The 11,812-nt window shown below is 68.7% G+C and carries 13 protein-coding genes; 4 read left to right on the top strand and 9 right to left on the bottom strand.

From position 1 onward, the window contains the following. Positions 1–176: 176 nt before the first annotated feature. Positions 177–2,150 carry a thioredoxin domain-containing protein gene (locus ACZ6O0_RS23815; RefSeq protein WP_465767163.1) on the bottom strand — a complete coding sequence of 658 codons (1,974 nt, stop codon included), beginning with the start codon at positions 2,148–2,150 and terminating at the stop codon, positions 177–179. 63 nt (positions 2,151–2,213) lie between these two features. Between ACZ6O0_RS23815 and ACZ6O0_RS23810 the strand changes: the two genes are divergently transcribed. Then, positions 2,214–2,750 carry a nitroreductase family protein gene (locus tag ACZ6O0_RS23810; protein WP_465767162.1) on the top strand — a complete coding sequence of 179 codons (537 nt, stop codon included), beginning with the start codon at positions 2,214–2,216 and terminating at the stop codon, positions 2,748–2,750. Here ACZ6O0_RS23810 and ACZ6O0_RS23805 read toward each other — a convergent pair. From ACZ6O0_RS23805 to mca, 3 genes are all read right to left on the bottom strand, one after another. Further along, positions 2,736–3,761 carry a copper resistance D family protein gene (locus ACZ6O0_RS23805; protein ID WP_465767161.1) on the bottom strand — a complete coding sequence of 342 codons (1,026 nt, stop codon included), beginning with the start codon at positions 3,759–3,761 and terminating at the stop codon, positions 2,736–2,738. The genes ACZ6O0_RS23810 and ACZ6O0_RS23805 overlap by 15 nt on opposite strands. A gap of 126 nt (positions 3,762–3,887) precedes the next feature. Next, complete coding sequence (locus ACZ6O0_RS23800) at positions 3,888–4,214, bottom strand: hypothetical protein (RefSeq protein WP_465767160.1); 327 nt, start codon at positions 4,212–4,214, stop codon at positions 3,888–3,890. A 31-nt stretch (positions 4,215–4,245) separates the two neighbouring features. Continuing rightward, positions 4,246–5,109, bottom strand: a complete 864-nt coding sequence (mca, locus tag ACZ6O0_RS23795) for a mycothiol conjugate amidase Mca (RefSeq protein WP_465767159.1) — start codon at positions 5,107–5,109, stop codon at positions 4,246–4,248. Positions 5,110–5,166: 57 nt separating this feature from the next. Between mca and ACZ6O0_RS23790 the strand changes: the two genes are divergently transcribed. Together ACZ6O0_RS23790 and greA are read left to right on the top strand one after the other, a co-directional pair. Continuing rightward, positions 5,167–5,595, top strand: a complete 429-nt coding sequence (locus ACZ6O0_RS23790) for a DUF4307 domain-containing protein (protein WP_465767158.1) — start codon at positions 5,167–5,169, stop codon at positions 5,593–5,595. A gap of 194 nt (positions 5,596–5,789) precedes the next feature. Then, positions 5,790–6,302, top strand: coding sequence for a transcription elongation factor GreA (greA, locus tag ACZ6O0_RS23785; protein ID WP_465767157.1), 513 nt, complete (start codon positions 5,790–5,792; stop codon positions 6,300–6,302). 219 nt (positions 6,303–6,521) lie between these two features. Here the strand turns inward: greA and ACZ6O0_RS23780 are convergent, their stop codons facing one another. From ACZ6O0_RS23780 to ACZ6O0_RS23765, 4 genes are read right to left on the bottom strand one after another with little or no spacing between them, the layout of a single operon-like run. Then, a complete protein-coding gene (locus ACZ6O0_RS23780) occupies positions 6,522–6,956 on the bottom strand; it encodes a VOC family protein (protein WP_465767156.1) in 435 nt (144 codons plus the stop codon). 18 nt (positions 6,957–6,974) lie between these two features. Further along, positions 6,975–7,571 carry a TetR/AcrR family transcriptional regulator gene (locus ACZ6O0_RS23775; RefSeq protein WP_465767155.1) on the bottom strand — a complete coding sequence of 199 codons (597 nt, stop codon included), beginning with the start codon at positions 7,569–7,571 and terminating at the stop codon, positions 6,975–6,977. Positions 7,572–7,604: 33 nt separating this feature from the next. After that, a complete protein-coding gene (locus tag ACZ6O0_RS23770; protein WP_465767154.1) occupies positions 7,605–8,441 on the bottom strand; it encodes an ABC transporter permease in 837 nt (278 codons plus the stop codon). Continuing rightward, the gene (locus ACZ6O0_RS23765) at positions 8,438–9,415 is read right to left on the bottom strand and encodes an ATP-binding cassette domain-containing protein (protein ID WP_465767153.1); all 978 of its coding nucleotides are present in this window, start codon (positions 9,413–9,415) and stop codon (positions 8,438–8,440) included. Before ACZ6O0_RS23765 ends, ACZ6O0_RS23770 begins: the two co-directional genes overlap by 4 nt. 146 nt (positions 9,416–9,561) lie before the next feature. Between ACZ6O0_RS23765 and ACZ6O0_RS23760 the strand changes: the two genes are divergently transcribed. After that, complete coding sequence (locus ACZ6O0_RS23760; RefSeq protein WP_465767152.1) at positions 9,562–10,803, top strand: MFS transporter; 1,242 nt, start codon at positions 9,562–9,564, stop codon at positions 10,801–10,803. On the opposite strand, the gene ACZ6O0_RS23755 is transcribed toward ACZ6O0_RS23760, so the two are convergent. Further along, positions 10,785–11,801, bottom strand: a complete 1,017-nt coding sequence (locus ACZ6O0_RS23755; protein ID WP_465767151.1) for a hypothetical protein — start codon at positions 11,799–11,801, stop codon at positions 10,785–10,787. The genes ACZ6O0_RS23760 and ACZ6O0_RS23755 overlap by 19 nt on opposite strands. Positions 11,802–11,812 lie beyond the last annotated feature (11 nt).

The raw sequence follows: 11,812 nt of genomic DNA, 5'->3' as shown, positions 1-11,812 counted from the left end.
CAGTTGGGGACGCCGGATGCACTGACGCAGCAGTGCCACTGCCTCATTTGTGACACTACGTATCAGGACGTGCGAGTTCTGTTACATCCGACTTGAGGGAGGACTCTGGTCGCCGGCGCGCCCGGAGTCAAGGGATTTGGCCGAAACGACAGGGAAAACCCGCACTGCCCGCGTTGTCAGCCGGCGGGGTTCAGCTCCCGCCGAAGGTCTTCCGGCAACACGACGGGCAGCCGGCAGGTGAACTTCTGACAGACGTACGCAGCCGGCTGCTGCCGGACCAGATCACGGCCCTCCATCAGCGGTACGGCGAGACCCGGGGCGCCGGCCACGATCGCCGTACCCCAGGGCGCCGCGGTCAGCGCGACCCTCCGCAGCTCCGCGGAATCGCCGACGATCGCGATCTCCAAGGGGCCGCCGGCAATCGTTTCGGCGACGGCCAGGGCGCGGCCGGCGAACCTCGGCGCGCGGTTGGCGATGACCGCCGAGGCCTGCAGCGCCTGCTCGGCGGCGGTCTCGTACCGGACCGATCCGGTCAGGCTGGCCAGGGTCGTGAACGCCTCGGCGGCCAGGCTCACGCCGGACGGGCTGGCGTTGTCGGTCGGGTCCTGCGGCCGCCAGACCAGCTCCTCGGCATCGGCGGCCGTGTCGAAATAGGAGCCATCAGCAACAAACTGCTCCAGTGCCCGGTCCAGCAACGCCTGTGCGGTCTCGAACCACTCGATGTTGCCGGTGGCACCCAACAGCGTCAGACAGCCTTGCGCGTACGCCGTGTAGTCCTCGAGCACACCGTGAGCCGTGCCACGGACGCCGTCGCGGGAGGTGCGATGGAGACGACCGGTGTCGCTGTCGAGGTGTACGTCCCGGACCAATCTGGCCGCGTTTTCGGCGGCTTCGACGTACTCGGGCTTGTCGAGGACGATGCCGGCCCGGGACAGGGCGGTGATGGCGAGACCGTTCCAGGCGGCAACCACCTTGTCGTCGCGCCCTGGGTAGATGCGGAGTTGCCGTGCTTGCCCTAGCCGGGCCCGGATCCGCTGCCAGCGCTCGGCGTCGTCGGGATCGCTTCGCAGTTGGAGGACCGAGGAGCCGTGCTCGAACGTTCCGGTGACGTCGCAGAGATCGACGACCCACGCGGCGTCGTCGGTGCCGAGGACTTCGTGGAGTTGCTGCGGCGTCCAGACGTAGTACTTGCCTTCCTCCCCCTCGGTGTCGGCGTCGAGGGCGGAGGCGAAACCGCCTTCTTTCGTGCGCAGTTCCGTCAGGAGGAACCCGGCGGTCTCCTCGGCGATGCGCCGGGCGAGCGGATCGGCGCTGACCGCCCACCATTGCGTGTAGACGTCGAGCAGGAGGGCGTTGTCGTAGAGCATCTTCTCGAAGTGCGGCACGACCCACTGGCCGTCGACGGAGTACCGCGCGAAGCCGCCGGCGAGCTGGTCGTACATGCCGCCGCGGGCCATCCGCTCACAGGTCTGCGCGACCATCGCGAGCGCGTCGTGGGATCCGGTCCGGCGGTGGTGGCGGAGCAGGAAGTCGAGCACCATCGACGGCGGGAACTTCGGCGCCTGCCCGAAGCCGGCGTCCACCAGATCGAAGTCGGTCTTGAGAAGCTGGGCCGCTCTCGCGGTGTCGATCTCGCCCTCGGCCGGTGCCTGCCGGGCGCCCAGCTGCTCGACCACCCGTCGCCCGATCCCGTCGATCTGGTCGCGCTTGGTCTGCCAGGCCTCCGTCAGCGACTCCAGCACCTGCCGGAACGACGCCATCCCGCCGCGCGGGTCCTTCGGAAAGTACGTCCCGCAGAAGAACGGCTCCGCGTCCGGCGTGAGGAACACCGACATCGGCCAGCCACCCTGCCCGGTCATCGCCACGGTCGCGGACATGTAGATCGCATCCACGTCCGGCCGTTCCTCGCGGTCCACCTTGATGCTGACGAAGTGCTCGTTCAGATAAGCGGCGGTCTCCGCGTCCTCGAACGACTCGTGCGCCATCACGTGACACCAGTGGCAGGCCGAGTACCCGACCGACAGGAACACCGGCACGTCCCGCTCGCGCGCCTCCGCGAAAGCCCGGTCGGACCACTCCCGCCACGCCACCGGGTTGTCCGCGTGCTGGCGGAGATACGGGCTGGTGCTTCGGCCGAGCTCGTTGACCATGCCTCAACCGTAGGCGGTCGCTGCGGACGGAATGGACCGGGCCGGGCGAGACTTGAACCAGGCATGCCTGTGCATCCGTTGCTCGCCACCCGCTTCAGCCCACTCCGGTTCGATCCCGGGTGGAGCCTGACGGATGACGACGTGGACCTCCTGCTGGAGGCGGCGCGCTGGGCACCGTCGGCCGGCAACTCCCAGCCATGGGCCTACTTCACCGCGCGCCGCGGCGAGCCGGACCACAAGCGGCTCGTCCAGCACCTCGCGGCCAGCTCGGGCCGATGGGCGCCCAGCGCCGCGCTGCTGGTCGTGACGATGGCGCATCGCTATGTCGAGGACACCGATTGGGCGTACTCGGACTTCGCGGACTACGACCTGGGCCAGTCGGTCGCGCACCTGACCCTGCAGGCGCACGCGATGGGTCTGGCCTGCCGTCAGTTCCGGGCCTTCGATCTCGACCGGCTGACCGCGGACCTGGCACCCGGCGCGGGCTGGCACATCGTCTCGATGATCGCCGTCGGCCGAGCCGCCGAAGAACGCCCGGCCGACCGAGAACGCCGTACGACGGACGACCTGCGCACCGCCCCGTGGTCAGGCGGTCTGTGACAGGGCGACCGACAGACCCAGCGCCAGGGCCATGACGAAGAGCTCGGTGCCGACGATCTGCCAGAAGGAGCGGCCGCCGTCGAGGAGGTCGCCGATCGCCCGGCGACGGTGGAGCCAGGCGAGCAGGATGAGTACTACGAAGACGGCGACCTTGGCGATCAGGAGGGCGCCGTACGAGTCCGAGGTGAGGGCGTCCGGGATCGAACCCCAGCCGCCACCCGCCGCGGCCAAGCGACCGGCCGCGCTGAGCAAGCCGCTCAGCAGGACCGCGATCGACGAGATCAGCGCGACCTGCTGGTAGCGCTCGAGCACGATCGGCAGCCCGGTGCGACTGGCCCGGCCGTACCTGACCAGGCCGGCCAGACCGCCGATCCACGTGGTCGCGGCGATGACGTGCACCACCAGGGCCGCGCCGGCGATGACGACGTACGACTCGTTGCGTGGGTACGCCGTGACCGCGGTCGGCACCAGTGCGGCGATGGCGACGAGGACGCCGAGCCCCGCGGCCGACGAGGTCTGCACCCGACGGATGCCGATCGCGAGCGCGACGACCAGGATGCCGGTGATCAGCAGCGACTTGACCTCGGGGACGCCGAGCGCGTCGTCGAGGCGGAAGCGCAGCAGGTTCACCGGGGTGTCGAGCAGGATCGCCGCGGTGACGATCGCGCCGGCGAAGGAGCAGACCGCCCAGATGACGGCCGAGTTGCTGGCATCCCGGACCGCGCGGCGGCCCTGGACACCGAGCGGGCCGCCTTCGACCCGGAGCAGCACGACCGCGGCGAGCAGGGCGCCCGCGCAGCCGACCGTCGCGAGCGTGGCGATCAGCCGGAAGAACGGCAGCAGCCAGGACACGAACAGGCTCGGCCCGCCGATCCCCCCGAGGTCGCGCGGCTCACTGTCGGCCGCGAACAGGGCCACCACCATCACCACCGTGGCGATCACGATCGCACCCACACCACCCGCGACCAGACGTCCGGGCATGCGGTGCCGGGCGGCGCGGGTCGCGGTCACAGAGCGGACTCGCTCTCGGCACCATTCAGCACGCGGCTCACTATAGGGTCAGCCGGAGATGGGCTGCCCAGCCCGACACCATCTCGTGATCAGCGTGTCGCGTCGCCGACGGAAATCAGCGCGGCATTACTGCTGAGAGTGTTCCTTGGATTCACTCTGCGTCGGCGTCGGTGTCTCCGCCGTAGCCGTCGGCGTCTCCGCCGTAGCCGTCGGCTCGGCATCGCCAGCCGGGGACGACGAGCTGTCCGGCGTCGCTGGGCCGGCGGACGGTGCTGGGCCGGCCGCACCGTCGTTCTCGCCGTCGAAGTCGATCTTCTTCAACTGCTTGCCCATGTTGCGCCACAGCAGCACCGTGGCGGCACCGAGAGCGAGCACGATCAGCAGCGCGACCCAGCCGGGGCGCACCGAGTTCGGGTCGATCTCGGCCGTCAGAAGGGAGGTCGTCGCTGTCACGCCACCAGTCTCTCACTGTCGACACCCGCCGTCAGCGGAGCCCTGCGAAAAGATCGTCTTCAGGCAGCTCCGAGTCGACCAGACTCCGCGCCAGCTCGTAGTCCTCGGTCGGCCAGGCGGACTGGTGCACCGCCAGCGGTACGGCGAACCACGCGCCGTCCGGGTCGATCTGCGTCGCGTGCGCGAGCAGCGCCCGGTCGCGGACCTCGAAGTACTCGGCGCACTCGACCCGGGTGGTGATCCGGCGCTCGTTCTCCGGGTCCGGCTTCCAGTCCTTGAGGCGATCGGCGTACGGCGACTCCAGGCCGCGGGCGAGCATCCCGTCGTGCAGCGCCTTCATCCGCTCGTAGTGGAAGGTGTGGTGGTAGTAGAGCTTGAGCGGCTGAAACGGTTCGCCGAGCTCCGGGTAGGCGTCCTTGTCCCCGGCCGCCTCGAACGCGGCCACCGTGATCTGGTGGCACATCACGTGGTCCGGGTGCGGGTAGCCGCCGTTCTCGTCGTACGTCGTGACGACCTGCGGACGGAACTCGCGGATCAGCTTCACCAGCGGGGCGGCCGCGTCCTCGACCTTGAGCGCACCGAAGCAGCCCTCCGGCAGCGGCGGCAGCGGGTCACCCTCGGGAAAGCCCGAGTCGACCCAGCCGAGCCACTCCTGCCGGATCCCGAGGATCTCCCGGGCCGCGTCCATCTCCTTGCGGCGGATCTCGGTGATGTTCGCCAGCACCTCCGGCCGGTCCATCTTCGGGTTCAGGATCGATCCGCGCTCCCCGCCCGTACAGGTGGCCACCATGACCTGGACACCTTCGGCCACGTACCGGGCCGTCGAAGCGGCCCCCTTACTCGACTCGTCATCCGGATGGGCGTGCACATGCAACAACCGAAGATCTCCGCTCACAAGACACAATGGTCCTCCAACCCCGCCCCAACCCCACACCGACCCCCTGGACCCACGTTGACCGAGTCACCTCCCAGCACCCCGACGACAGACCTCGACGCCCGCTACGGGCGGGACAGGAGGTCGCGGCGGTGGTTGCTGATCGGCGTGCTGGCCGTGGTGGTGCTGGCAGGGCTGGCGTGGCTCGCGTGGGCGGCGATCGTCGGGTCCAACCCCCAGGTGACGTCGCGGCTGCTGGGGTTCGAGGTGACGTCGGCGACCAGTGCGAAGGCGACGATCCAGGTCGACCGGACCAAGTCCGTCGAGGCGACCTGCCGGCTGCAGGCGAAGGCCGCCGACTTCTCGATCGTCGGCGAGCTCACCCTGACCGTGCCGGCCGACTCGCCCCGTCACCAGACCCTCCCGGCCACGCTGACAACGCAACGCTCGGCGACGTCAGTCGTACTGATCGGATGCACGACGGCCGACTCCCAGCGGCCCCACTGACCCCATTGGCAACCGATTGCCGGTGAACGGCCCAGGAGATGGGAAAAACCACCGGGCAAGCGGTATCCCAGCGTTTGAAGGTTCGAAGAACTGTGGGGTTCTCCGCCGTAACTTGCTACGCTCAGTGGATTGGTCGCCGTCGACGACGGCGGCCAAGAGCTTTTCTGCCCATCCACCGACACAAGGAGCAGCCCGTGACGCAGCGGATCGAAGAGGACAGCGTTGTCTGGCTGACGCAGGATGGATATGACCAGCTGAAGTCCGAGCTCGAGCACCTCAAGGGCCCCGCCCGTGCCGAGATCACCCAGCGGATCAGCGAGGCACGGGACGAGGGCGACCTCAAGGAGAACGGCGGCTACCACGCCGCCAAGGACGAGCAGGGCAAGATCGAGGCCCGGATCCGGCAGCTGGAGGACATGCTGCGGCGGGCCCGGGTCGGCGAGACCCCGAAGGCCGGCGCGAAGATCGGGCCGGGGATGAAGGTCTCGATCAAGTTCGCCGGTGACGACGACGTCGAGACGTTCCTGCTCGGCTCCCGCGAACTGCTCGCCCTGGACGCGTCGGTCGACATCGACGTGTATTCGCCGCAGTCCCCGCTCGGATCGGCGATCCTCGGCAAGAAGAAGGGCGACAAGGCCACCTACGCGGCCCCCAACGGCAAGGACGTGACCGTCGAGATCGTCGGCGCGGAACCCTTCACCGGCTAGGCCGTGTCTGATGGTTCCGCGCCGTAGCGAGCAGGTGCTCGGTGCGGTGCATCGGCGCGCGGGAGCGAAGGTCTCGATGCGGAGCATCGTGGCCTTTGCTCACGTGCGGCGAGGTGCCGTGCCGAGTGCCGCGCAGTAGGCGCGGAACCATCAGACACGGCCTCACCCACCCAGCTCCGAGCGCCCCGGTGGACAACCACCGGGGCGCTTGCTTTTCGGCTACTGAACGGCCGGCGCGAAGAGCTCGAGCTGGATGTTGTCCTGGTCGCGGAAGACGAGGACCGAGGCATAGGGCTCGTCGGCGATCGGGGACTGGGTGAGCGGCTTGTCGGCGGTGTCGGCACGGACGACGCCGTGGGCCTCGAGGTGGTCCTGCCACCGCTCGAGCTCGGCACGGCTGTCCACCGCGAAGCCGGCGTGGTCGAGGCCGGTGACGGTCTCCTTGCAGAGGGCACCGTCGTTGGTGTCGTGGTGGTGCAGGGCGATCATCAGCTGATGGTCGGGGTCGGCGAGGATGCGGCCGACACCGCCTGCGTGCGGTACCTCGATGACCGGGTGGACTCCGAACACTTCGCCGTACCACCGGACGCTCGACTCGAGGTCGGTCACGGTCAGGGCCAGGTGATGGAGTCGTGGCTGGGTGACAGTGGTCATGAGTGGTTCCCCCTTGCGTTACGTGGCTCCCCCGCTCCCGAACTGGGCGAGGAACATCCTGGTGACGTCCTCGACGAGCCCGCTCCACCGGTCGCCGCCCGGGTCGTTGGAGATCTGCTGGCCGACCAGGCCGACGGTGATGGCGGTCCAGATGTCGAGGTGCCGCGGATCGCGCACGCCGTTGCGTGCGAGGAGCTCGCGGGTGACCTCCAGGGCACCGATCGCGAGCTCGTAGGACTCGGCCGACGGCGTGAAGCCGGGGACCGAGTGCTGGAAGAGCAGCTGGTACCGAGGCACGTCGGACACGCAGAACGCGGTGAACGCGCGCGCCTCGGTCAGCAGATCCTCTTGTGGGTCGTCCGTCGCCGGAAGTGAGGCCTTCAGGTCGACGAACGCCTGCGCCGCCTGGGCGAACATCGCGTCCAGGATCGCGTTCTTCGACTCGAAGTACGCATACAGCGTCGGCGTCGTGATGCCGGCCCGGCGGGCGAGCTCGCGCAAGGACAGGGCGGCCAGCCCGTCCTCGCGGACCAGCTCCCAGGCGGCCGACAGCACGCTGGCCCGGGCGCTCTCCCGCCGCGCCTCACGCCAGTTCGCCGCCGGTTTCTTTAACACAGTTCGAATTATTTGTACGGCGTATAAGTCTTGTCAATGGGCCGTGGCACTCCGGTACTTGCGGACGGCCAGCGGCGCGAACACGGCGATGATCACCGAGCACCAGATCAGCGAGAGCCAGACGGGATGCTGGGCTGGAAAGCTGTCCGGGTTGGGAAACGGGGACGGATTGCCGAAGAGATGCCGGCAGGCGGCGACAATCGATGAGATCGGGTTCCACACGGCGATCGGTTGCAAACCGCTGGGCAGCTGCGTCGTCGGGACGAACGCGTTCGAGAGGAAGGTCAGCGGGAACAGCCAGATCAGCCCGGCCGACGCCGCCACCTCGGGGCTGCCGACCGACAGGCCGATCAGCGCGCCGACCCAGAGCATCGAGAAGGCGAACAGCAACAGGATCCCGAACGCCGCCAGCGCCTGGCCGAACCCGTTGTGCCACCGCCACCCCACGAGCAGGCCGCAGAGCACCATGACCACCATCACGAACGAGTTGAACACCAGGTCCCCGGCGACGCGGCCGGCGATCACCCCGGACCTTGCCATCGGCAACGATCGGAACCGGTCGATGAGCCCCTTCGACATGTCGTCGGCCAGCCCGACACTCGCCGACGCGACCGCGAACGCCATCGTCTGGGCGAAGATCCCCGCCATCAGGAACTCCCGGTACGCCTTCGGGCCCGGGAAGCCCGGGATCGGGATCGCATTGCCGAAGACGTAGGCGAACAGCAGCACGAACATGATCGGCTGGATGGTCGCGTAGATCACCATGTCCGGCGTCCGCGGGATCCGTTTCAGGCTCCGCCACGCCAGGATGCGGGCATCGGTCAGCGCCCGGCCCAACGGATTCACCCGGGCCGGCAACTCCACACTCACAGCGACTCCTTCTGCTCGGCCTCGTGCCCGGTCAGGGTGAGGAACACGTCATCCAGCGTCGGCCGCCGCAGGCCGATGTCGGCGATCCGGATCCCGGCGGCGTCCAGCGTCCGGATCACCTCGACCAGCGCGGTCGAGCCGCCCGGCGCCGGCACCGTGATCCGCCGGCTGTGCTGCTCGAGCGTGGTGGAGTCCGGATCGACGATGCCGAGAGCCGCGGTCAGCAACTCCAGGGCGCGATCGATCTCGTCCGGGTCGTGCACGACGACCTCGATCCGCTCGCCACCGACCTTCGCCTTGAGCTCGTCCGCCGTACCGCGGGCGATCACCGAGCCGTGGTCGACCACGACGATGCTGTCGGCGAGCTCGTCGGCCTCCTCCAGGTACTGCGTCGTCAGCAGGATGGTCACGCCTTCGCTGACCCGGTCCCGGATGATCTTCCACAGGTCGAGCCGCGAGCGCGGGTCCAGACCCGTCGTCGGCTCGTCGAGGAACAGCACCTTCGGATGGGCGATCAGCGAACCGGCCAGGTCCAGACGCCGGCGCATGCCGCCCGAGTACGTCTTCAGGATCCGGTCCGCGGCGTCGGTGAGGTCGAACGTCTCGAGCAGCTCGTCCGCACGTTGCTTGGCCTGCTGGCTGCTCAGCCGGTACAGGCGGCCGAACATCCACAGGTTCTCCCGGCCGGTGAGCAGCTCGTCGACCGCGGCGTACTGACCGGACAGGCCGACCAGCGAGCGGACCGTGTCCGCGTCCTTCACCACGTCGCGTCCGAGCACCCGGGCCGAGCCGGCGTCCGGTGTCATCAGGGTGGTCAGCACCCGGACCGCAGTGGTCTTGCCGGCGCCGTTCGGCCCCAGCAGGCCGAGCACACTCCCCTCCGGGATCTCCAGATCGATCCCGTCGAGCGCCTTGACGGTGTTCTTCCTGGTCTTGAACGTCTTCACGAGGCCGGTTGCCTCGACAGCAGCCATTCCGCACGTCCCCCTTCTGGATGTGACGCAGGCCACTATGCCCGAGGAGTCCGACAATTTCATCCGGGAATTAAATTGAGTCGACCAGGCTCAACTTTGTTGATAGTTGAGTCGACACCGCTCAACCCGGCGCTTACTGTCACGCAATGGGCATCCTCCGCCACCCCGATTTCCGCCGCCTGTGGATCGCCGACCTGCTCAGCCAGCTCGGCTCGCGGCTGAGCATGATCGCGATCCCGCTGCTCGCCGTACTCACGCTGGACGCGTCGACCCTGCAGGTGTCGCTGTTGCGGACCTGCGAGACGGCGGCCTGGTTGCTCCTCGGTCTGTTCGCCGGTGCTTGGGTCGACCGGGTGCGATGCCTTCCAGTGCTCGTGTACGCCGATCTGGGCCGGGCACTGCTCTTCGCGTCGATCCCCGTGGCCGCGTGGTTCGGCGTACTGAGTCTGGCGCAGCTGTACGTCGTACTGGCGCTGACCGGGATCCTCGCCGTGCTGTTCGACGTGGCACACAGTTCTTATCCGCCCCGATTGCTCGAGCCGGATCAGCTGCTGCCGGGCAACGCGAAGCTGGCCGCCAATCACTCCATCGGCGCGGTGATCGGGGCCGGCGCGGGCGGTGTGCTCGTCCAGTTCCTCGGTGCGGCTGTGACCATCGGACTGGATGCCCTGAGCTTCCTCTGGTCCGCACTCTGGCTGCGCTCGATCCGTACGCCGGAAGCCCAACCGGTGAAGCCGGACCGGCCCGACCTGCGCCGCGAGATCGCAGAGGGCCTGCGCTACGTGTTCAAGCATCCGCTGCTACGGCCGATCGCACTGAACACCGCGACGACCATGCTGTTCCAGGCGGCCGCCGGCGCGATCATGATCGTCTATCTCGTCCGCGAGGTGCACTTGCAGCCGGGCACGATCGGCGTACTGAGCATGATCGGCCTCGGCGGAGCCATAGTCGCGTCAGTGGTGACAGAGAGGATCAGCAACAGGTACGGCGACGCCCGTACGCTGCTGCTGTCCGCTACCGGCATCGGCGTCGCGTTCACCCTGCAGGCGCTGACCGCACCGGGCTGGCTGGTCAGCTGGTACGTCGTCTCGATGCTGCTCGCCGGGTTCTGCATCATCGTCAGCTACATCGTGCAAGTGAGCCTGCGACAACGCCTGTGCCCGCCGGAGCTGCAGGGACGCGTCAGCGCGACCATGAGCTTCGTCAGCTGGGGAGCCGCGCCGCTCGGCAGCCTCCTGGGTGGTGCGCTCGGTACGGCGTTCGGACTGCACGCGACCTTGTGGGTCGCCGGTCTGGCGACCCTCGCAGGCACGTCCTTCCTCTACTTCTCACCGTTCCGTACTCTGCGGACCGTCCCCGCGGTCCTTGATCAGTCGGAGGCGATCTGAGCGGTGCCGACCAGGACCTCGACGTCGAGGGCGGCGCGACCGCGGCCGATCTCCACGTCCTTGGACTGACCGGAGACCGCGCCGGTCCAGGTGACGCGGCCGAGCTGGGCCTCGGTGTGGACGCGTACGTCGGAACCGCGGCGCAGGGCGACGTTCGCCGTACCGGACTCGACCCGGACCCGGGAGCGGCCCTTGGTGAGCTGGGCGTCCAGGTTGGCCGAGCCGGCCTGGACGAGCAGGTCGATCGGGCCGTCGACGTCGGCGACCTTCGCCGTACCGGCAGTCACACGGACCCGACTCAGCCCGGGCAGGCGCTCGGCGTTGACGCTGCCGCCGGTCACCTCGACCTCGACCTGGAGGCTCGGGTTGACCCGGATGGACAGCTCCTTGGCCAGGCCGTTGACGTGGGACTTCAGATCGGTCGGGTTGCGCAGCATGCTGAACCCGTCGATCGAGACACCCATGTCGCCTTCACTGCTGATCGCGAGGGTGTCACCGTCGCGCTTGATCACGTGCGGCCCGTCCACCGCGACCCCGTTGATCGCCGGCTCGCCGATCAACCGCACGCGCCGCCCGATCGCCCGAACCGTCACCCGCAGCACCCCCGCCGGCACCGGCACGTTGCTGTGCTCCTCCTCGACCTCCGTGGGTTCCTCCGAGACCTCCTCGGTCTCGGCCGGGGCCTCGTCGACGACACTGTCCTGGACACCGTTCTCGGCAGATTCGGCCGCATGCCGGGGCGCGGGCTGGTCAGCAGCGTCCGGGGAGTCGACCACGTCGGCCCACACCGAGGGGGACGGTGTCTCGTCGCCCTCGGCTGTCGAGTCTGCGTTGTCTTCGGCAACCGGAGGCTGCGCCGTCGGCTCCGCGGCCTCAGTGGCGGCCGGGTTCGGGATGGCGGCGATCAGGGTGGTGGCTTCTTCCGGGGACAAGTGGCCCTTGGCGACCCGGTCGAGGATGTCCTTGACCCGCCGGTCGTAGTCGCTCTGGTTGCTCATGCCCCCAGTCC

Source organism: Kribbella sp. NPDC048837 (assembly GCF_055586945.1).
This window is presented reverse-complemented; position numbering and strand designations above follow the sequence as displayed.